The organism is Streptomyces asoensis, from assembly GCF_016860545.1.
Classification (GTDB): Bacteria; Actinomycetota; Actinomycetes; order Streptomycetales; family Streptomycetaceae; genus Streptomyces; species Streptomyces asoensis.
Window position 1 is genome coordinate 1,983,297 of record NZ_BNEB01000002.1, and the last position, 18,598, is coordinate 2,001,894.

General features: G+C 70.5%; 23 protein-coding genes and 1 pseudogene. 10 read left to right on the plus strand and 14 right to left on the minus strand.

The annotated features are described in order from the left end of the window. Positions 1-63: 63 nt before the first annotated feature. From Saso_RS11755 to Saso_RS11765, 3 genes are all read right to left on the minus strand, one after another. Positions 64-732: a Type 1 glutamine amidotransferase-like domain-containing protein gene (locus Saso_RS11755; RefSeq protein ID WP_189919194.1), complete on the minus strand. Its 669-nt coding sequence runs from the start codon at positions 730-732 to the stop codon at positions 64-66. Positions 733-850: 118 nt separating this feature from the next. Next, positions 851-1,423: a dihydrofolate reductase family protein gene (locus Saso_RS11760; protein ID WP_189919195.1), complete on the minus strand. Its 573-nt coding sequence runs from the start codon at positions 1,421-1,423 to the stop codon at positions 851-853. A gap of 270 nt (positions 1,424-1,693) precedes the next feature. Further along, complete coding sequence (locus tag Saso_RS11765) at positions 1,694-2,596, minus strand: DUF4436 family protein (protein WP_189919196.1); 903 nt, start codon at positions 2,594-2,596, stop codon at positions 1,694-1,696. A 568-nt stretch (positions 2,597-3,164) separates the two neighbouring features. Here Saso_RS11765 and Saso_RS11770 point away from each other — a divergent pair. Further along, a complete protein-coding gene (locus Saso_RS11770; protein WP_229901134.1) occupies positions 3,165-3,596 on the plus strand; it encodes a helix-turn-helix domain-containing protein in 432 nt (143 codons plus the stop codon). A gap of 86 nt (positions 3,597-3,682) precedes the next feature. Here Saso_RS11770 and Saso_RS11775 read toward each other — a convergent pair whose 3' ends face one another. Both Saso_RS11775 and Saso_RS11780 read right to left on the minus strand, forming a co-directional pair. Continuing rightward, on the minus strand, positions 3,683-3,877 hold the full coding sequence (locus tag Saso_RS11775; protein ID WP_189919197.1) for a hypothetical protein: 195 nt from the start codon (positions 3,875-3,877) through the stop codon (positions 3,683-3,685). A 140-nt stretch (positions 3,878-4,017) separates the two neighbouring features. Next, positions 4,018-4,410, minus strand: a pseudogene (locus Saso_RS11780) (TetR/AcrR family transcriptional regulator); the annotation flags it as partial. Here Saso_RS11780 and Saso_RS11785 point away from each other — a divergent pair. Continuing rightward, on the plus strand, positions 4,355-4,879 hold the full coding sequence (locus Saso_RS11785) for a hypothetical protein (protein WP_189919198.1): 525 nt from the start codon (positions 4,355-4,357) through the stop codon (positions 4,877-4,879). The pseudogene Saso_RS11780 and the gene Saso_RS11785 sit on opposite strands and share 56 nt — an antisense overlap. A gap of 126 nt (positions 4,880-5,005) precedes the next feature. Here the strand turns inward: Saso_RS11785 and Saso_RS11790 are convergent, their stop codons facing one another. The 3 genes from Saso_RS11790 to Saso_RS11800 form a co-directional block, all read right to left on the minus strand. Continuing rightward, positions 5,006-5,503, minus strand: coding sequence for a cupin domain-containing protein (locus Saso_RS11790; protein WP_189919200.1), 498 nt, complete (start codon positions 5,501-5,503; stop codon positions 5,006-5,008). 234 nt (positions 5,504-5,737) lie between these two features. Continuing rightward, the gene (locus Saso_RS11795) at positions 5,738-6,031 is read right to left on the minus strand and encodes a DUF1330 domain-containing protein (RefSeq protein ID WP_189919201.1); all 294 of its coding nucleotides are present in this window, start codon (positions 6,029-6,031) and stop codon (positions 5,738-5,740) included. Between the two features lie 115 nt (positions 6,032-6,146). Next, the gene (locus Saso_RS11800; protein WP_189919202.1) at positions 6,147-6,974 is read right to left on the minus strand and encodes an SAM-dependent methyltransferase; all 828 of its coding nucleotides are present in this window, start codon (positions 6,972-6,974) and stop codon (positions 6,147-6,149) included. A gap of 315 nt (positions 6,975-7,289) precedes the next feature. On the opposite strand from Saso_RS11800, the gene Saso_RS11805 reads away from it, so the two are divergent. Continuing rightward, complete coding sequence (locus tag Saso_RS11805) at positions 7,290-7,577, plus strand: DUF1877 family protein (protein ID WP_268253205.1); 288 nt, start codon at positions 7,290-7,292, stop codon at positions 7,575-7,577. A gap of 57 nt (positions 7,578-7,634) precedes the next feature. Here Saso_RS11805 and Saso_RS11810 read toward each other — a convergent pair whose 3' ends face one another. Further along, positions 7,635-8,171, minus strand: coding sequence for a hypothetical protein (locus Saso_RS11810; protein WP_189919204.1), 537 nt, complete (start codon positions 8,169-8,171; stop codon positions 7,635-7,637). 105 nt (positions 8,172-8,276) lie between these two features. Between Saso_RS11810 and Saso_RS11815 the strand changes: the two genes are divergently transcribed. Continuing rightward, positions 8,277-8,843 carry a GNAT family N-acetyltransferase gene (locus Saso_RS11815; RefSeq protein ID WP_189919205.1) on the plus strand — a complete coding sequence of 189 codons (567 nt, stop codon included), beginning with the start codon at positions 8,277-8,279 and terminating at the stop codon, positions 8,841-8,843. A gap of 85 nt (positions 8,844-8,928) precedes the next feature. Here the strand turns inward: Saso_RS11815 and Saso_RS11820 are convergent, their stop codons facing one another. Next, entirely contained in the window at positions 8,929-9,507 is a 579-nt protein-coding gene (locus Saso_RS11820) for a TetR/AcrR family transcriptional regulator (RefSeq protein WP_229901135.1), read from the minus strand. A 155-nt stretch (positions 9,508-9,662) separates the two neighbouring features. Between Saso_RS11820 and Saso_RS11825 the strand changes: the two genes are divergently transcribed. Then, positions 9,663-10,397 carry an SDR family NAD(P)-dependent oxidoreductase gene (locus tag Saso_RS11825; protein WP_307822220.1) on the plus strand — a complete coding sequence of 245 codons (735 nt, stop codon included), beginning with the start codon at positions 9,663-9,665 and terminating at the stop codon, positions 10,395-10,397. A gap of 90 nt (positions 10,398-10,487) precedes the next feature. Here the strand turns inward: Saso_RS11825 and Saso_RS11830 are convergent, their stop codons facing one another. Next, positions 10,488-11,384, minus strand: a complete 897-nt coding sequence (locus Saso_RS11830; protein WP_203833519.1) for an aminoglycoside phosphotransferase family protein — start codon at positions 11,382-11,384, stop codon at positions 10,488-10,490. 266 nt (positions 11,385-11,650) lie between these two features. On the opposite strand from Saso_RS11830, the gene Saso_RS11835 reads away from it, so the two are divergent. Together Saso_RS11835 and Saso_RS11840 are read left to right on the plus strand one after the other, a co-directional pair. Next, positions 11,651-12,427 (plus strand): hypothetical protein, encoded by a 777-nt coding sequence (locus tag Saso_RS11835; RefSeq protein ID WP_189919210.1) that lies wholly within the window; start codon positions 11,651-11,653, stop codon positions 12,425-12,427. A gap of 142 nt (positions 12,428-12,569) precedes the next feature. Beyond that, positions 12,570-13,253 carry a S1 family peptidase gene (locus Saso_RS11840; protein WP_189919211.1) on the plus strand — a complete coding sequence of 228 codons (684 nt, stop codon included), beginning with the start codon at positions 12,570-12,572 and terminating at the stop codon, positions 13,251-13,253. Between the two features lie 86 nt (positions 13,254-13,339). On the opposite strand, the gene Saso_RS11845 is transcribed toward Saso_RS11840, so the two are convergent. Then, positions 13,340-13,555: a hypothetical protein gene (locus Saso_RS11845; protein ID WP_229901136.1), complete on the minus strand. Its 216-nt coding sequence runs from the start codon at positions 13,553-13,555 to the stop codon at positions 13,340-13,342. Between the two features lie 96 nt (positions 13,556-13,651). Here Saso_RS11845 and Saso_RS11850 point away from each other — a divergent pair, with 96 nt between their 5' ends. Together Saso_RS11850 and Saso_RS11855 are read left to right on the plus strand one after the other, a co-directional pair. Next, complete coding sequence (locus Saso_RS11850) at positions 13,652-14,992, plus strand: radical SAM protein (RefSeq protein WP_229901137.1); 1,341 nt, start codon at positions 13,652-13,654, stop codon at positions 14,990-14,992. Next, a complete protein-coding gene (locus Saso_RS11855; protein ID WP_189919213.1) occupies positions 14,989-15,972 on the plus strand; it encodes an aminotransferase class I/II-fold pyridoxal phosphate-dependent enzyme in 984 nt (327 codons plus the stop codon). Before Saso_RS11850 ends, Saso_RS11855 begins: the two co-directional genes overlap by 4 nt. Before the next feature lie 2 nt (positions 15,973-15,974). Here Saso_RS11855 and Saso_RS11860 read toward each other — a convergent pair whose 3' ends face one another. After that, positions 15,975-16,421 (minus strand): GNAT family N-acetyltransferase, encoded by a 447-nt coding sequence (locus Saso_RS11860; RefSeq protein WP_189919214.1) that lies wholly within the window; start codon positions 16,419-16,421, stop codon positions 15,975-15,977. A 167-nt stretch (positions 16,422-16,588) separates the two neighbouring features. On the opposite strand from Saso_RS11860, the gene Saso_RS11865 reads away from it, so the two are divergent. Then, entirely contained in the window at positions 16,589-17,119 is a 531-nt protein-coding gene (locus tag Saso_RS11865; RefSeq protein ID WP_189919215.1) for a GNAT family N-acetyltransferase, read from the plus strand. Here the strand turns inward: Saso_RS11865 and Saso_RS11870 are convergent. Next, on the minus strand, positions 17,091-18,455 hold the full coding sequence (locus tag Saso_RS11870; protein WP_189919216.1) for an NAD(P)-binding domain-containing protein: 1,365 nt from the start codon (positions 18,453-18,455) through the stop codon (positions 17,091-17,093). The genes Saso_RS11865 and Saso_RS11870 overlap by 29 nt on opposite strands. Positions 18,456-18,598: the final 143 nt, after the last annotated feature.

Consider the following 18,598-nt stretch of genomic DNA (forward strand, 5'->3'; position numbering starts at 1 on the left):
CCGCGCCGACCGCGGTCTCCCCGTCGCCTCCTGGCCGCCCGTCAGCCGCCGCTCGGCCCCTCCTCACTGCTCGAAACGCCACCGTCCTTCCGAGACGACGTCCACCTTTTCGTCCCGCACGCGAAGCGCCGTGTCGTCGTCGATGAAGTAGATCGGGAAGTCCGCCCGCGCGGTGATGCGATCGGCCCAGGCGTCGTCCCGCTCGGGGAAGTCCGGTGAGTACAGGTGGGGCTTGAGGTACCAGTCGAAGAGCCCGAACGGCGGCTCCAGGGCCGTCGCGCCGAGCACATGGAGGTCGGCGGTGTCACCGATGACGTCGGCGGAATGGTCGGTGAGATGTCGGCTGAAGATCATCGATCCGGCGCTGACCCCCACGTAGACGCGTTCCTCCAGCGCCTCCAGGATGCCGTCGGCCAGGCCGTTGCCGGTGATGCTGCGCGCGAGGTGGTAGTGGTTGCCGCCCTCGGCGTAGATGACGTCGGCGCGCCGCAGCCGGTCGAGCACCATCCGGCTCGGCAGGCCGTTCAGCTCCAGGACGTCGAACTCCCGCCAGCCGAGGCCGTGCAGCCGGTTCATGTCCTCGACGACCCATCCGTGGTCCCCGGGTTCGGCGACCGACGCGGTGGGAACGAACACGACGTTCGCCGATCCGAACGGCTTTCCCAGCATGTCCCGCAGCGCGTCCCGCAGTGTCTCGTTGCGCAGGCCGCTCGCCGTCAGCAGTAGGTTCATCGGGCGAGCCAAGCACGGCTGACGGACGCACGCAACGAAGCCCGGCATCCACCCGCACCGGCCCGTACGTCCTGCGGGCCGCCTCCACGATCAAGCAGGCGACCCGGGGCCCGGCGGGTCAGCGGACGACGTCGAACACGTTCTTCTGGAGACCGTTGGCGTACACCTCGTGCTCGACCAGCTTCAGCTTCTGGGTGTCCTTGTCCGTGGTGCTGAAGAGCCGCTTGCCGGCTCCGAGCAGGAGGGGGAAGACGAGCAGGTGGTAGCGGTCGACGAGGCCCGCGTCCGAGAGGGCGTGGTTCAGGGAGGCGCTCCCGTGGACGATGATCGGACCGCCCTCGGTCCGCTTGAGCGCGGCGACCTCGTCGAGCGACCGCAGGATCGTCGTCTCGCCCCAGTTCGTCACCAGGTCCTCCTCGCCGAGGGTCGTCGAGACGACGTACTTCGGCATGACCTTGTAGTCGGCGAAGTCCTCCATGTCGGGCCACACCGCGCTGAACGACTCGTAGCTGGTCCTGCCCAGCAGCATCGCGGCGGCCTCCTTCTGCTCGCGCCCCTTGATCTCGAACGCCTCGGGGAGGAACTCGACGTCCTTGAAGGTCCAGCCGGCGTTGCGGTAGCCGGGTTCGCCGCCCGGAGCCTCCACGACGCCGTCGAGCGAGATGAAAGCCGTGCTGATCAGGGTGCGCATCGTGGTTCCTCGTTGTCTCGTGTCGGGTTCTCGGCGGACTCGGTCGGCGTGGGCCCGGACCGCCCTCGCGGCCCCGGCGCGCCCACCATGACTTCTGACTGCCGATCATGAAGGAACTCATCGGTGCGCGCCGACCTTCGACCGACTTCGGCGGACCGATCCCCGCGACGGCGATGCGTCCCGCGCCCGTCGGCGGCGGTCGCCGGAGGTGCTGCTCCCGACGGGCGACGCCCGTCCGGGCTCCGCCGAGCGGGTGGTGCCCGACGCGGCTCAGGTGCCCGGGGCGTCGTCCGTGCGCAGGGCCGCGCGCAGCGCGGAGCGCACGCCCGTGAGGACCACGGTGATCAGGCACAGCGCGATGACGGTCTCGGCCCACAGGAAGGCGAACCAGTCGAGCACGCAGCCGATCGGTGGTGAGCCGGGGGCCGTGTTGCGGAAGGCGGCGAGAGCGAACAGCGTGGCGGCCATCCAGGCCAGGGCGGGCCAGACGAGGCCCTCGCCGCGGGTCGTCAGGTACCAGGCGCCGAGCAGCACGGACGCCGCCAGCGCCCACATCACGACCATCATGAAGACGGCGAAGACGAGAAGGCTGCCCGATCGTGACAACCGCAGCCGCACGACGGCCTCCTGCGCGGAAGCGGGGGACGTCGTGGAGATGGAGAACAGCGTGGCGTTGTTGGAGAAGAGCATCCGCACCGGCACCTGCCTGCCCCCTTGGGTGGCCCAGACCTCGATGTCGGTCTCGTAGGTGTCGAAGGGATAGTCGCTGATCGACCCGCCGGTGAGAGCGATCTGCACGTCCTTCGGGGTGATGCGTTCGTGCGCCGGGAAAGTCAGGTCGCTCAGGGTCGCCACGGAGGTCTGGAGGCTGAGATCGGCGACCGGAGCGCTCCCGCCTTCCTCACCGAGGGTCCCGCGTGGTGTGACCCGCATCCGCAGGACCAGCTCTCGCGCTGCGGCGTCGACGCTCTGGACGGTGGCCTCCACGTCCACCCGGTCGGCGGCCGTGGATCCCACCGTCCGCACTGTGTCGTTCGTCTGCCGCTCGGTGTACTGCACCCACGACCCCACGGACACCGCCACCACGATCAGGACCGCGATGGCGACGAGGGCCGGCAGGACCGACGCCCGGCCGCGCCGGCGGAGCGAGGGTGCGGGCGAGGGCGGGGCCATGGTGACTCCGAGGGGAGGAAGGGCGGAGGGCTGGTCCCGTCCGGCGCCGGGAGCGGACCTCGCGCCCGGCCGGTGAAGGCATGGCGGGTCGGTCTGCCGACCGGCAGAGCGGTGCAGACGGCAACGCTTCGATCGGGCTCGTTCACTCTAGGTGATCAACGCGGTGTCGAGGCCGAAGCGGCCGTGCCCGGCGGCGCTCCGTCGCTCGGTGACGGAACGTCAGGCCTTGTCTCGCGCTGCCCTGTCGATCATGAGGGGCGTGTCCTTGAGGCCCGTCGTGCGTCGCGTCGCCGTGGCCGAAAAGGCATGGGTGCGGTGCGGTCGTGCACAAGTGTCGTGCATATGTCGCAGGCATCGGCGCGCCGCGGTGACAATTTGATCACCAGTCATGGCCGCGCGAGGAGCCCGAACCGGGCTCACTCCTGCGCTGCGTGTTCCCGGACCGACGCCGTCGGTGCGACCGGGACCGCCGGCTGAGGTACGCGACACCGAGCACCAGGAAAGGCCCCCCGTGAACAGACCGCCGTTCTCGCCCGCTGTCGCCTTGTCGGCCAGGCAGGGCCTCGGGATGACTCCTCAGCAGGTGGCGGAGCAGATGAACGCGTGCGGCGCTTCCACGGACGTCTCCCTCGTCCACGCGTGGGAGAGCGGTGAGTACAGCCCCACCGAGCCCGAGTTGATCGCGCTCGCGGACGTGCTCTGGTGCCGTACCACGGACCTGATGGGGGTCGAGGAACCGCGGACGCTGGGGGAGCACCGCCTGGCACGGCAGTTCACCACGGCCAAGCTGGCCGACTCCATCGGGATGGACGCGGCCCAGTACGAGCAGGCCGAGGAGCGACGGGCGTGGTCCGGCGACGAGCGGCAGACGGCTGCTCTGCTGCGACTGCTGAACCTCACTCCGTTGCAACTCGCCAAGGCCGTCGAACGGTCCGCTCCGCCGCGTCCGGACGTCGCGGCGCCCCCGAAGTCGCCTCTCAGGCAGGGGCGTTCATGGTGAGTCGCAGCCGGCCCTCCGTGGGTCACCGGTGAGTGAGAGGGGGCGTTCACGCAAGGCGGATGCCCCCTCGGCCCGTGTGCTGACGCTCAACCGCCGTGGCCTGCCGTCGTGCCGTCCGCTCCGAGCGACTCCACCGCCCTCCCCGGTACGAGGACGGCCAGCGTGCTGCGCGCTTCACGCCGCAGGGTACGGCGACGGGCGAACGTCGCGGTCAGGGCGAGGATCGAGACCGTACCGCCGTAGAACACGGCAGCGACCATGGAGAGGAGCCCGATGGTCATCGGGCACGCACCCTTCTTCCCCCGTTCGGGCCGCCCGGCCGTAGCCCGGGGCGGACGTCGATGCGTTCCGTTCCCAGAGTACGCACGTCGTCAACTCCTTCTGCCCGTACGGAGGGTCACGCGGGCGGCGGCACCGAGGAGTGCCGGCCCGCTGCGTCGGCGGGAGTGCCGCCGGCGTCGCCCAGCAACTCCGTGGCGGTCTCCAGGAACCACTGCCGGTGGGCCAGTACGGCCTGGTGGACGGGGTGCGCGGGATCGGGGTACTCGGCCGCCGCCTTCAGGAAGGCGCAGCCGCGGAAACCCGGTGACCGGATGCCGTCGGTGATCCAGCGGCTCACGGCCCGGACCGTGTCGGCTGCCGGCAGGCCCTGTGCCCGGACGGCGGCCACCTGCCCCCGGATGCCGTGATCGGCCTGCCGGAGGTAGGAAAGGATCAGTTCTTCCTTTCCTTTGAAGTGCCGGTAGAGCGTGGCCCGGGTGACCTGGGGGACTGGCCTGCTGCTCGCCTCCGCCCGCACCCTGAACCCGCTCAGCGCGACGTTGCTGGTGATCTACCCCTTGTTCGACGTGGCGTGCGCGGTGGTCGACCTCAGGTCCGCCACGGCGCAGCGTGGACCGGTGCGCGGCCTGTACCTGAACATCGCCCTGAGTGCCCTCACCACCGCGGGTCTGGCGGCGGCCGCGACCGCCGGTATCCCGGGCGTCCTGCGGGTCTGGGGCGCCTGGGCCGTCACCGCCGGGCTCGTGCAGCTGGCCGTCGGCATCCACCGACGCGCCATGCCCGGACGGTGGCCGATGATCGCCAGCGGGGCGATCTCCACGCTCGCCGGAGCCTCCTTCGTGGTCCAGGCCGCAAAGGCCGACGCCTCCCTGAGCTCGCTGGGCGGCTACGCCTTCCTGGGCGGTGTCTTCTTCCTCGTCTCCGCACTCCGCCTGGGACGAGCCGAGAAGATCACGGGACGGCTCGGCTCGGCGCGAGGCGGCCACCCCTTCGGAGGCTGACCTCTTCGCAGACCGTCTGCGGACTGCGCGGTCGGCCCCTCGGGCGACCACCGCAGTCCGCTTGCCCCGTCGCCGTCCGTGCGCCCGTGGGCGGGGTGGGCACGTGGCCGGCGCCGGGCGGGCGGTTCAGCCGGCGGCGAGTGCGGCCTTCCAGGCAGGGCTGTCGACGTAGTGGTTGTCGAAGCGCTCCGAGGACTCCTTGATCTCCGCGAAGTCGGCCTCGCCGCGCATCACCCGCCCCAGGAGCCGCAGGTAGTCGAAGCGGGCCATCCCCGGAGTGAAGGTGAACAGCACGTCGGCCGTGTGTCCCGGGGCGGCGGCGAAGGCGTGCGGGGTGTGCGGCGGGACGAGCAGGAAGTCGCCCGCGTTCAGCACGGTGACCGATTCCCCCAGCAGGACGCGCAGGGATCCGTCGATGACGTAGAACATCTCCGCGGCCCGGGTGTGGAAGTGGGCCGGGGCTCCCACCGCTCCCTCGGCGAAGGTCGAACGGTAACTGGTCAGCAGTCCGCCCGTGCCCTCGGAGTCCGCGAGCAGCGTCATCGTGCTGCTGGGGTCGCTGGTCGTCTCGGCCGCGGCGGCCCGGGTCACGACCGGCGCGAAGTCCGTACGGATGCTGCTCATGGTGTGCGCTCCCTGAATCGGCGGCTGACGGGCGGCGAACCCACCGCCCGTGTGATCACCATTCTGGTCGCTCCGTTGACAGGAGGCATGGGGCAATCAGGGTGCGGAATCATGGGTCAATTCCGTGACGCGTCCGTCCGTCGGAACCTCGGAACGCCGAGGTCGAGACCGCGTCGAGCCCTGGGGTGGCGGTCGGTGAGGCGCCCTGCCACCCACCGGGATCGACGCTCTCGGTCAGTCGATGCCTTCGACGATGCGGAAGTCGCGCTCGACGCCGTCGGAGAGGGCGGCCAGCGCCTCCTGGTAGGCCGCACTCTCGCGCGCCGCTACGGCCTGCTCGAAGCTGTCGAACTCGATCAGGACGGTGCGCTCGGCGATTCCGGCGTCATGCGCCACGACCCGGCCGCCACGGACGAGGACCCGGCCGCCCTGGGCCTCGACGGCCGCGCGGGCCAGCTCGTTGTAAGCGGCCAGCTTCTCCGGGTCCGCAATGCTGCGGTAGACGCTGACCCAGTAGCCCTTGGGCATGGAACCTCCAGTGCGGGGACGGGTGAACATCCGACTTACGGACCTGGACGCCGTGGCAAGCGCGAGGACGAGGAGCTCTGCTCCTTTGTCGGCCCGCTCAGCCGAGCGACACCGCCTAGGCTTTCCTGGCCAGTCCGGCGGCGATGAGGTGTTCCCAGACGGTGAGTTCGCGTGGTTCGCCATTGCTCCAGGGGTTCTCGGTCTCGTCCGGGTGCCACAGGGAGGCGGGGACGATCCCGGGATCGAGGATCTCCAGGCCGTCCAGCAGGGCGGCGATCTCCGCGTCCGTACGCCACCGGCCGCGGCCGAACGTCTGCTGGAGAACCTTCTCGGCCTCCTCGGTCTCGGGGTTGTTGCCGGAGCGGAAGTGGCTGATGAAGAAGTAGCTCCCGGAGGGGACGTGGTCGCGCCAGTAGCGGACGATGCCGGCCGGGTCCTCGTCGTCGTTCACGTGGTGGAGGATGGCGCTGAGGATCACGGCCACGGGGCGGGTGAAGTCTATGAGTTCGAGCGTGTCGGGGTGCGTGCGGACACCCTCGGGGTCGCGCACGTCGACCGCGAGGACGCGGGTGCGGTCGTTGTTCTCCAGCAGCGCGCGGCCGTGCACCAGCACTTGGAGGTCGGTGTCGACGTAGACGACCCGGGACTCGGGAGCGTGCCGTTGCGCGACCTGGTGGACGTTGTCCGCGGTCGGCAGGCCGCTGCCGAGGTCGATGAACTGCCGTATCCCCGTGGTGCTGGCGATCTCCCTGACCGCCCGGGTCAGCGCCGAGCGGTTGGCGAAGGCGATGGCCACCGAACCGGGCAGGTCGCGCTTGAACACGTCGCCGATCTCACGGTCCACGGCGTAGTTGTCCTTGCCGCCGAGGAGGTAGTCGTAGACGCGGGCGATGCTGGGCTTGGTCGGGTCGATGGATGAGCCTTCGTACGTCATGGCGGCCATTCTTCCCCGCAACGTGACCTGTGCACACCCGCTTTGAGCCTACTCCGTACCGTGTGCCGGCAGGCGGCGGTGACGCGCACCACGGCTTCGCGTCCGACGTGCAGGTCCGGTGCGGGCGGCATCGAGCAACGGACGTCGTCCCGCAGCAGGGCCGCGAGCGCGCCGACGTCCGTGGCCACGCTTGCGTCGGTACAGCGACGCACCAACTCCCTCCTTTCGGCGTCCTGTTCGCCGCCGGTCCAGGCAGGCGTGGGTGGCGATCCGGTACAGCCAGGCTCATCACCGGTGCGGTGAGCTGCGGTGGGCTCCGTTGCCGTGCCGGGCCGTGTCGGGCCGTGCGGGTCGGGCCGGTCGACCGGGCCGGATCAGTGCGAGAAATCTCTGATGATTCTGGAGCCGTTCGAGGTGTCACAAACCGCGCGATTCCTTGCGGGCGTCTCCTTCGACGAGCTGTGGAAGATCGCCGGCGCCGGGCTCGGCGGGCGCGGCCAGGGCGGGGAGGAGATCAGGCAGGAGCTCCTCGACCGTCACAGGGACCTTGCGGAGTTCTACGGCAGGGCGGCTGCGGCGGGCCATGCCGTGGTCAGGGTGGTGTGGGCCTGAGACGCGGTCGCGCGCCGGTCACGCCCCTTCATCCTCCGGGGCGCAGACGCCGCCGGGTCAGATGCCGGCCGGTCCGGCCGCTGCCACGGCCTCGGCACCCGACCGCCGCAGTGACCGGTACGTGGTCCAGCGGCGCTGCTCGCGGGTCAGGTGCGCAACGGCGCGGCCGACCCATTGCGGGTCGCCCAGGAGAGGCAGCTCTTCGTGGGCGACGAGGTGCCGCAGCAGATACTCCAGGCGGAGCGCGTCAACGGCTCGGTACGGTCGCGTGTGCTGGTCGAAGCGCAACTGGTCGTCCTCGTAGGGGTGCCGCAGCGTCATGCGCATCCAGCCGCTGACACCCGGCGCGACCGTGCCCTTCAACGTGTACACGCCCCTGCCGTCGGTGCTCCAGGACTGGTTGCCCCAGGTGATCCAGATGCCGGTCATGATCCTGCTCCAGGGGACCGACCGCCCTGCGGAGCCGGGCACGTGCTGCCGGAGCCCGTCCGGGCGGACCTCCACCCAGTGGGTGTCCGGGCGCGTGGCGTCACCGAATCCCCAGACGTCGCCGACCAGTTGCAGGGGTCCCAGGTACGATCCGGTCTCCTCCATAGGGGGATTGAATCACGTGACCTGTGTGCTGCTGCCGGGCCGTTCGAGGCACAACCGGACCGACTAGTCTGACAAGAGCCGTCATTGACACGGGGGAGGGATCCGATGAAGGCCGAACCGCGGCACGTCCCGGCGACCGTCACGACCGAACGCCTGGTCCTGCGTCCGTTCACACCGGGTGACGTGGACGACCGCTACGCCTACCAGTCGTTGCCGGAGGTCGCGCGGTACCTCTACCGGGCTCCGCTCACCCGGGAGGGCTGCGCGGAGTCCATCGCCGCACGGGCCGGCGGGACCGCCTGGGAGGCCGATGGCGACGTGCTGCTGCTGGCCGTGTGCCGCGCGGACGAGCCGGGGGTCGTCGGCGAAGTGGTCCTCACCTTGAGCAACGCGGCGGCCCGCCAGGCGGAGATCGGCTGGGTCGTCCACCCCCGGTACGCCGGACGTGGCTACGCCACCGAAGCGGCCCGCGCTCTGGTCGCGCTGGCCTTCGACCGGCTCGGTGTGCATCGGGTCTTCGCCCGCCTCGACGTTCTCAATACCGCCTCGGTCCGAGTCTGCGAACGCCTGGGCATGCGCCGCGAAGCACATCTGATCGACAACGACCTCGACGGAGATCGCTGGGGCAGCGAATACGTCTACGCGGTGCTCGACCACGAGTGGGTGAACTGACAGACGGCATCGAGGGGCGGCCCCGCGTGGCCCTTTCGTGCGCCGGCCCCCGAACGAGACGCGGGCCGGCAGCCGATGCGTGGTCCTAGCAGCGCTCCGTCGGTGCGTCCGCAGCATGGCCGGCTACGGCGTCTGCGCCGAAGGACGCGGTGAGGGCCCTGGTGATCAGGTCGGGGAGCGGGGTGCGCCCGTTGTCCTCTGTCCAGCGCGTCAGGGCTGTGTGCGTCGCGGCCAGGCAGGCGCTGGTTGCCGCCCGGGCCCGGAACGCGGCCTCGGTATCGGTCGGATCGTTGCCGAGAGCGTCCACGATCGCTTCTTGCAGTGCGTACTGGCTGTCCAGGTGCCTGGCCCGCAGCGCGGGCGTCGAGATCATGAGGTGGAGGCAGTCGAGCAGGAACTGCTCACCCGGCGCCTGTTCGTCCCCCATGTGCGCGGTGAGGGCTGCGGCGGCGTCGACGAGCGCATCTCCGACGCGACGCACCAGGGGTTGCGTCGCGGACGATGCCGCGACCCGCTCCGCGATGAGCTGGGCGGGCTGGTCGATGAGGACGAGGTCCTCCTTGGTGGGGAAGTGCCGGTACACGGTCATGGCCGAGACGCCCGCGGCACTGGCGACGTCGGCCACGGTCACCGCGTCGTAGCCGCGGTCCGTGAACAGCCGCACGGCGTGTGCCTGAACCAGGCGCCGCGTCTCGGATCGCCTTCGCTCCCGCAGGGTTGGTCGACCTTCATTCACATGGTAGACACTAGCATGATGTTAGTGACTAACATGAATGACGGGGTGGCGACGTGAGCGGACCGAGGAACAGGACGGCTCTGGTGACAGGAGCCTCGCGCGGCATCGGGCAGGCGATCGCGGCCCGGCTCGGGGCCGAAGGGGCCACCGTGATGGTGCACTTCGGCTCGGACGAAAGCGGTGCGGCGGCGACGGTCGATGCCGTGCGGCGCGTCGGCGGCACTGCGCTCGCCGTGCGAGCCGAACTGGGTGTGGACGGTGACGTCGAGGCACTCTTCGCCGGTGTCGAGGAAGGCTTGGCCGGCCGGCCGCTCGACATCCTGGTCAACAATGCGGCGGCCCCGCCGGCCGGACCGATAGGAGTGACCACCCGTGCGGAGTTCGATCGCATGTTCGCGGTGAATGTGCGAGCCCCGTACTTCATCGTCGAGCGCGCACTGCCCCTGCTGCGCGAGGGGAGCCGGATCATCACGATCTCCTCGGTCGCGACCCGGATGGCCAACCCCGCGCAGACCTCCTTCGCCATGACCAAGGGCGCGATCGAGACCATGAGCATGACCCTGGCCAACCAGCTCGGTCCCCGGGGAATCACGGTGAACGCGGTCGCTCCCGGAGCCACCAGGACGGCCGCCAACGGAGCGGTCTTCGACGTCCCGGGCCTCACCGCCCGGATCGCCGGCTTGACGGCGCTCGACCGGTTGGGCAGCCCGGACGACGTGGCCGACGTGGTCGCCTTCCTCGCCTCCGACGCTGCCCGCTGGGTGACCGGCCAGGTCATCGACGCGAGCGGCGGCCTGCACCTCGGACCGCGCGTCTGACCGACGAGGGTGAGGCGACAAGAGAACGGCGATGCGACGAGAAAGCATTGCCCCGGCGGGACACGCGGCTCACGCGGACGGCGTGTCCGCCTACTCGGCCGCCAGGATGCGGTCCAGGGAGCGGCGGCCCATCCGGCTCATGGCCGGGTTGCTCAGGACGTAGTACCAGACCAGCCCCATGGCCTGGACGAATGCCCACGCCTTGCCGCGCTCCCATTCCAGGTCGCCGCTGCCGAGTCGGGCACGGAGTACCTGGCGCGGCCCGGCCTCGAGCAGATGCCACGCGCTCACGAGGTCCAGCGCAGGGTCGGCCGGTCCGAAGCCGCCGACGTCGAGGACGCCCGTCAGCCGACCGGCGGACACGAGAACGTTGCCGGGGATCAGATCGCAATGAGCCATGACGTCGTCCGCCGCGCCTCGGGGCAGATCCCGCAGAGTCGCCCAGATCCGGCGCAGCCGAGGGACGTCCAGGAGCTGCTCACTGCGCCCGAAGCAGGTCTCCATCCACGTGTCATGGGGACGCAGGTCGCCTCCCCGGCCGGTGCCGGTGAACGTGCGCCCTTGCGTGTCGATCGCGCGGAGGTCGCCGATGAGGTCGGCCAAGTCGCCTGCGAACGAAGATGAGTTGCTCGTGTCCTCCGTGTCGGCCATGACACCCGGAAGCCATGTCTGCACCGACCAGGGCAGCGGGTAGCCGGCCCCGGGTTCACCGAGCGCCACCGGCTCCGGTGTGGGGAAGCGTGTGCGGCCCGCCAGTTCGCGCGCCGCTTCCGCTTCGGACTTCAACTGGCGCCGCGTCGACTCGACGTCCGCCGGCTCGAGAGGGAACCGGGCCGCGAACCGGTCGCCGATACGGAAGATGGCGTTGACCGTGCCCGGCCCGGCGATGTTCCTGACCGGCAGGCTCCGCCACTCGGGAAACTGCTGCTCCACCAACACGCGCACCGTCTCAGGGGACACCGTCAGCTGGTTGGCGTGCATCTTCATGAGGGAAGCATCCGCACCCCGATCTTCGGCCGCAATCCATTTGTGCCGCGCGGCTGCGAGAAGGGGCAGGGGGTTTCGGCCAGTCGTTCTGGACGGGCTGAGCGAGCATCTGGTTCGCCTCGCGCCGACGGAGAGCTGCTCTACCAGGTCCTTTAGTTCAATGTTCACGTTTTCATCACGCTTTCATCAGATCGGCCCTCGAAAAGTTCCGGCCATGCGTCGCGCCCCTTACGGTCGTCTAGCGCCAACTGATCTTTGGGGGACACATGTCGTACAACCAGCCGCCGTCCGTCCAGCCGCCCTTCGCCGGGCCCATGGCCGGGCAGGGTGGCAAGCCCGGGTGGGCGCGGAAGCGGATCGTCGTTCCGGCCGCGATCCTCGTCTTCTTCGTGGGAGTCGGGATCGGCTCCTCCGGCAACGGCGGCCAGGAGAAGGTCGCTGCCGGCAGCGACGTCAGGCCTCAGCCCACGGTCACCGTCACGAAGACCGCCGAGGCGCAGACGGCCAAGGACGAGAGCGGCGAGCAGGCGAGTGACAGCAAGCCCGTCACCGACGAGGCCAAGAAGGCGGCCGTTCCCGACTTCGTCCGGATGGGACTTCAGTCCGCCCAGGACAAAGCGCAGAAGGTCGGCTTCTACAAGCTCACCTCGCATGACGCGCTCGGCCGGGACCGGATGCAGGCATTCGACCGGAACTGGAAGGTGTGCAGCCAGAACGTGAAGGCCGGCGTCGTCAAGTCCACGGACACGGAACTGGACTTCGGCGCGGTGAAGCTGGCGGAGACTTGCCCGGCGAAGGACGAAGCGCCGCCGAAGGCGCAGGGCGGCAAGATGCCTGCCTTCGCCGGCAAGTCGGTGAAGGCGGCACGTGCCGCGCTCGACTCCGGTACCTCGATCACCGTGCAGGACGCCCTCCCGGACGACCGCTGGATCCTGGTGGAGTCGAACTGGAAGGTGTGCACGCAGAGCCCGTCCGCGGGTGCGTCGCTGACCGGGCAGCCCGTCGAGTTCACCGCCGTCAAGTTCGAGGAGTCCTGCCCGTAGCCGTTCGTACGGGGCGATGGCCCCTGTCCCGGCAGGTGCAGCCGCCGCGGGACGGCTGGACCGCGTCTGTCGCCGTGGGCGTCGTCTGCCGCACGATGGGGGCACTGTCCGGTACGAGACGACCGATTGCCCTGGAGGGGCCGTGAGACGTCCGCACACCCGCCTGCCGATGTTCACCGCGGTCGTGACAGCGGTGCTGGCCCTGCTGTTCGGAACCGGTACGGGCGCCACGGCCCTCCAGGTGCCCACGATCCGCGGGGGCACCGTGCTGTACGCGGCCACGGGCGCGCAGTGCGTCGTCGGCTTCAACGCGGTGAACGGGGTCAACCACTACGCCGTGATGACCGGCCACTGTTCCGGCACCCACGCCACCACGTGGTACGCGGACGCGGCCCGCACCGTGCCGGTCGGTGTCACCGCGGGCGCTTCCTACCCGATCGACGACTACGGCGTGGTCCGCTACACCACCGGCGCGCTGATCCTCCCCGGAGACATCGCGTTGGGCGGGGGTGCCTACCAGGACATCACCGGGGCCGCGAACCCGACGATCGGGCGGTCCGTCTGCCACGTCGGACGGACCAGCGGCGTCCACTGCGGGACGGTGACCGCGGTCAACGTCACGGTCAACTACGCCGACGGCACGGTCTACGGCCTGTTCCGCTCCACCGCGTGCTCGGAAGCCGGTGACATCGGGGCGCCTGCCTACTCCGGGCCGACGGCCCTCGGGTTCGCGGTGGGTTCGTCGGGCAACTGCTCGTCCGGTGGCGTCACCTACTACCAGCCCGTCGCGGAGGTCCTCTCGGTCTTCGGCCTGACGCTGTACTGACCGTCCCGACACGACCGGCCGCCCCCGACGCGCTCGCGGGTGGTCGTCCGTGGACGGCCACGCCGGCGGGGGCGACGTGAGCCGCGTCAGGGCGTGGGACCGGCGAGGTCGACCCGATTGTGCATCACGTCGAGGTGGTGACGGTCCCGGTGAGGCACGTGGTCGTCCCGACCCGGGAGGCTGAAGACCGCGCAGACGTCGTGCTCGCAGCCCGCCGCGTCCAGGGCCGCCAGCAGGCCCTCGCGCAGCACGGCGGCCTCGGACGATTCCGAGTCGGGCAGGACGAGAGAGGGGAGTTTCACGGTCGGGCCGGGCCACATCGGGGAGCGGGGTCGGACACCGCGTTCCCTCCGGAAAATGGCCCTTTCGTCCCGGGTCCGTTCATGCATGATGAGCGGATGAACCACAATGACCAGCGCTTCCACGTCATCGTGCTGTCGAACTTCGCGAGAGGCTTCGACAAGTACGCCTACGCCTACGGCAAGGCGGGGATTCCGGAGAGCACCTTCCCCGACCGTTTCCATCTGCTGACCCGTGCCGAACTGGGCATAGGCATCGGCAAGGCGCGGCGACTGCTGGACCGGCTGGCCATCGCGGGCGACCGCCTGCTGGTGCTGGAAACCACCGTGGATCCCGACCGGCTCGTGCCCAACGTGGCGACCGGTCTCGGCACGGAGCTGCACGAGGACCGTATCCGGCTGTCGGCGATCCACGAACTCGACGGGGACGGAGACGAGTTCACTCTGCGCCCGACCACCGTCGAGGACGCGATGGCGGCCTCCCTGAGCCTGCACACGGCGGCACACCGTCGCTACGCCGACACGACACCGCGCTCGGTGTCGGTCCTGCCGGTCGCGTCCGCCTGCCAGGCCCGGTGCTCTTTCTGCTTCTCCTCGGCGTCGATCTCCAGCGACCAGGCGCCCGCCCGGGTCCCGTGGGACGCGGTCGGCCACTGGCTGGAGCGCGCCCGTGCGGCGGGTGCCGAGCGTGCGGTGATCACCGGCGGCGGGGAGCCCACGCTCATACCGTTCGAACAGCAGGTGAGACTGGTGTCCGCGTGCTCGGCGGCCTTCCCGAAGGTCGTCCTGATCACCAACGCGCACACCCTGGCGAAAGGCGAGCACGCCGACCGTGCCGACCGCCTCGCCGCACTGAGCGCCGCGGGACTGAGCGTGCTGGCCGTTTCCCGCCACCACCAGGACGACGACGTCAACGAGCGGCTGATGATGCTGCGCACGCCGGTGGCCTCCGTCGTCGACACCTGGCGCGCGGAACGCGACCGGTGGCCGGGACTGCGGATGAGGCTGATCTGCGTGCTCCAGCACGGCGGCGTCGCCGACGCGGCCGGGGTCGCCGCGTACCTTTCCTGGGCCGCGGCCCTCGGCGTCGAGGAGGTCTGCTTCAAGGAGCTCTACGTGTCGACCAGCACGGAGTCGCTCTACTTCGACCGCGCCGCCAACGTCTGGAGCCGGGAGCACCAGGTGCCGCTGGCCGTCGTCACCCGCTTCGCCGAGGAGCACGGCTTCGAACCGGCGAGCCGTCTGCCCTGGGGCGCGCCGGTCTACCAGGGCACCTGGGACGGGCGCCCGCTGCGCGTCGCCGCCTACACCGAGCCCAGTCTGCTCTGGGAGCGCGCCAACGGCATCGCCCGCAGCTGGAACGTCATGGCCGACGGCCGCTGTTACGCCTCCCTGGAGGACCGGGCCAGCGAGATCGTGGCGGAAGGCGCGCCGGCATGAACTTCGAGGAGTTCCAGGCGTTCCGGCAGCGGCAGCTCTGCGCCTCCTCGGCCCTGCTCGACGCCGCCGAGACCAACCTGTACCGGGCGCTCGCCGCGCTGCGACCGGAACAACCGGCCGAGATGAACACGGTGCACCGGTGCGATCTCGCCCGCGCCTGGCTGCGGCGCTACGCACTGCCTGAGGAGTGGTCCGGCCGTGCGATGGTCTGCCGAGGGGTCCGGCACGGGCTCGCCGTGGTGTTCCGGCAACTGCACGCCGAAAAGGCGCGGTTGTGGCTGCCCGGCGATGTGTACCCGGTCTACTTCGAACTGGCCCGCGCCGCGGGCCTGGAGCCGGCGTCCTACCCCACGCTGCCGGTACCGGTCCTGCCCGGTTCACCGGCGGACCACCGGCCCGAGTATCTGCTGCTCGCCAACCCGAGCAGGCCGCTGGGCCGCTACCTGTCCGACGACGAGTGCACCGCGGTGATCTCGTGGCTGGAGGCATCGCCGCGCCGCCGCCTGCTGATCGACAGCGTCTACGACCTCGGCGCCCCGTTCGCCCCCGGAACCCGGCGCCTGCTGGACACCGGTCGCGCCGTCCTGCTGCACTCGGTCACCAAGGGATGGCTGTGGCCGCGCACGTTCGGCATCGTTGTCCTGGATCCTGCGCAGACCGCATGGGCCGAGGCGTTCCGGGCGGATCCGCCGACGCCCGCCCAACTGCGCCTCGCCGACCGTCTGCTGACCGGACACGGTGAGGTGCCCCGGCAGATCGTCGACGACCTGGCGGCACGCGCCGAGCGGCTCTTCGACCGGTTGCCGGACGACGTGCTCACGGCGATCCCCGCGGCGAGCCGGACCTGCCCCGGCAACTACTTCTTCCCGGTCGGGATCCCGGCGGAGACGCTCCGGCGCGACTACGGCGTGCTCGCCATCCCGGTCGGTGTGTTCGGGGACAGCGCCTGGCCCGGCTCCGTCCTGACCAGCCTCGGATGACGTCAGGCCAGGCGCAGGTCGATCCAGGGGACGGTGTCGCCGTCGCGCAGCAGATACCGCTCGAGCTCCACGAAGCCGTGCCGGCCGGCGAAGCGCAGCCCGTCCTGGTTGGAGGCCAGCACCACGGTCTCGATCACCTGGGCGTCCAGCGCACGGGCCTGGCCCAGGGCGCGTTCGTACAGCCGGGTGCCGAGGCCGCGGCGGCGGTGTTCGGGCAGGACGCGGGCGATGACCGTGGCCGTGGCGCCGTTGTCCTCGGTGGGCGGGCGTACGGTGGTGCAGCCGATCAGGACGTCGCCGAGGTGGGCGACCTCCATACGGTTGCGGCCGGTGCGGGCACGGACGTCGTCGAGTGACAGCACGTCGCCGGGGATGATCAGGTTGTGGACGTGCTGCCAGTCGTGGATCGAGGCGTCGTCGTCCACCTCTTGGATGCGAAGGTCGGTCACCGGCCCAGCCAACAGCTGCCCGCTGTCGTCCGTCAAACGCAATTGCCGGAGGAATCGGTGCAGTTCAGCCCGCACCGGGAGCGTCAGCGGCTCCCGTCGGGGCGCGGCCGTCGGGGCGTGGCGCGGAGTACGTGGGGCGGCCGGTGGGGGAGTGCTAGCGTCGCCCCATGCCTGAACTGATCGCACCCGCGGCCCGGCTTCGGTCCTCGTGGCTCGCCGCGTGCGCGGAGTGGCCTCCCGGTGCCCATCAGGACGGGACGGGTCTGCGCCTGGCTCCCGAGGGCGATCTGCGCGACCCCGACGTGTTCCGCACCTGGGTCGAGCGACTGCGCCGGCAGTCGGACCGGTCGGTCGCCGTGGGAGAGGGCCGCGTCCACGCCACCCACTGGTGGATCGTGGAGGACGACAGCTATCTCGGGGCCATCGATGTGCGGCACTACCTGAACGCCCTGCTGCTCGACGTCGGCGGGCACATCGGTTACAGCGTCCGCCCTTCCGCCCGCAGGCGGGGACTGGCGACCTGGGCCCTCGGCGCGGTGCTTCCGCGGGCCCGTGCGCTCGGTCTGGACCGGGTCCTCGTCACCTGCGACGACGACAACACCGGTTCCGCACGCAGCATCGAGCGCAACGGCGGCGTCCTGGAGGACGTCCGCGCTGCCGGCTCCGGCCTCAAGAGGCGGTACTGGATCGACCTGTAGGAAGGGTGAACCGCCGTCCCCGCCCGCGTCGCACCGCGCTCCGTGCGCGTTCCCTGGCCAGCTCCCTGAGGTAGGCCCGTGCGTCCACCTGGATCGTGTGCCGGGGCGAGGCCACGTAACGGCGGGCCGTCCGGGCCCGGTGGGCGCGGATCTCGGCGAGCATCCCGTCCCGCCCGGGCAGGGCGCACCGGCCCTGCAACAGGTCGGCGACCCAGTGGGACTGGGCCTGCGCCAGCGGCATGATCGCACCGAGCGGCTGGACGAGGCCGATGAAGTACAGGCCGGGACGGTCGGGGGAGACGACCCGGTGGTAGAGACCGGGATCGTTGCCGCTCACGTCGATCACCTCGTCGTCGAGGAACGGGAACGCGATGTCGTACCCCGTGCAGCAGATGATCGTGTCGATGTCCTCCACACTGCCGTCGTCGAACGCCACCTGGGTGGCGTCGATCCGGCGGGGCACGGGTTTCACCGTGATGTCGCCGTGGCCGAGCCGGGAGAGCAGGTCGTCGGAGATCGTGGGATGGGCGGCGAGGACGCGGTGTTCGGGTTCGGGCAGGCCGTAGTCCGCCAGCCGACCGCGGCTGAGCCGCAGCAGCAGGTGCAGGCCGCGGTCCTGCACGGCCAGCGGCATTCGGGCCAGCCAGGAGTGGGTGAGGTGGTCCGTGGGCCTGCCGAACAGGTACTTCGGCAGGATGTGCGCGCCCCGGCGCATGGCCAGGAACGTTTGTCGGGAGACGCGGGAGACCTCCACCGCGATGTCGCACGCCGAGTTGCCGATGCCCAGGACGAGGACGCGCCGGTCGGCGAAGGGTTCGGGGCTGCGGTAGTGGTGCGAGTGGATCCGGGTGCCCGCGAACCCTGCGACGCCGGGGATCTCCGGCTCGGGCCAACGCGGTTTCCAATGATGGCCGTTGGCCACCAGGACGGCGTCGTAGACCCCCGTCTCGAGGGCGCCGGTGTCGCGGTGGCGGGAGGTGACCGTCCACCTGTCCCCGTCCGGGACGACCCGCACCACCTCGGTGCGGAACCTGATCGAGGGGCGCAGCCCGAAGTGCTCGACGAACGCGTCGAAGTAGCGGGCTATGTGGGCGTGCCCCGGATACACCGGACAGTCGTCCGCCATCGGGAATCCGGCGTACTCCATGATCTGACGTGAGGTGTTGATGTGGAGCGAGCGGTAGGCCGACGACTGTCCGTTGTCGTTGAGGTAGCGCCAGTTGCCGCCCACCTGCGAGCCCAACTCGAAGCAGTCGTAGGCGATGCCCCTGTCGGCGAGAACCTGGCAGGCGGCTATCCCGGAAGAACCGGCCCCGATCACACACACGTTCCGCACGCCGGCCTCCTTGTGACCACCCGGTCATGTCCCCGGTCGATCACAGGCTGGACGGCCCGCCGCGCGCTGTCAATGCATGAGCCCCGTTCAACAACCATGTGCGCCAAGCCCGTTGACATCAGTGGACGGCCGCTCCACCATGA

Bases quoted from the DNA above. Each gene is read 5' to 3' on its own strand.
- Saso_RS11835 (WP_189919210.1), top strand. From the start codon at position 11,651: ATGTCGTACAACCAGCCGCCGTCCGTCCAGCCGCCCTTCGCCGGGCCC.
- Saso_RS11830 (WP_203833519.1), bottom strand. From the start codon at position 11,384: ATGAAGATGCACGCCAACCAGCTGACGGTGTCCCCTGAGACGGTGCGC.
- Saso_RS11770 (WP_229901134.1), top strand. From the start codon at position 3,165: ATGACTCCTCAGCAGGTGGCGGAGCAGATGAACGCGTGCGGCGCTTCC.
- Saso_RS11775 (WP_189919197.1), bottom strand. From the start codon at position 3,877: ATGACCATCGGGCTCCTCTCCATGGTCGCTGCCGTGTTCTACGGCGGT.
- Saso_RS11815 (WP_189919205.1), top strand. From the start codon at position 8,277: ATGAAGGCCGAACCGCGGCACGTCCCGGCGACCGTCACGACCGAACGC.
- Saso_RS11855 (WP_189919213.1), top strand. From the start codon at position 14,989: ATGAACTTCGAGGAGTTCCAGGCGTTCCGGCAGCGGCAGCTCTGCGCC.
- Saso_RS11800 (WP_189919202.1), bottom strand. From the start codon at position 6,974: ATGGCCGCCATGACGTACGAAGGCTCATCCATCGACCCGACCAAGCCC.
- Saso_RS11760 (WP_189919195.1), bottom strand. From the start codon at position 1,423: ATGCGCACCCTGATCAGCACGGCTTTCATCTCGCTCGACGGCGTCGTG.
- Saso_RS11850 (WP_229901137.1), top strand. From the start codon at position 13,652: ATGAACCACAATGACCAGCGCTTCCACGTCATCGTGCTGTCGAACTTC.
- Saso_RS11765 (WP_189919196.1), bottom strand. From the start codon at position 2,596: ATGGCCCCGCCCTCGCCCGCACCCTCGCTCCGCCGGCGCGGCCGGGCG.
- Saso_RS11810 (WP_189919204.1), bottom strand. From the start codon at position 8,171: ATGGAGGAGACCGGATCGTACCTGGGACCCCTGCAACTGGTCGGCGAC.
- Saso_RS11755 (WP_189919194.1), bottom strand. From the start codon at position 732: ATGAACCTACTGCTGACGGCGAGCGGCCTGCGCAACGAGACACTGCGG.
- Saso_RS11795 (WP_189919201.1), bottom strand. From the start codon at position 6,031: ATGCCCAAGGGCTACTGGGTCAGCGTCTACCGCAGCATTGCGGACCCG.
- Saso_RS11865 (WP_189919215.1), top strand. From the start codon at position 16,589: ATGCCTGAACTGATCGCACCCGCGGCCCGGCTTCGGTCCTCGTGGCTC.
- Saso_RS11790 (WP_189919200.1), bottom strand. From the start codon at position 5,503: ATGAGCAGCATCCGTACGGACTTCGCGCCGGTCGTGACCCGGGCCGCC.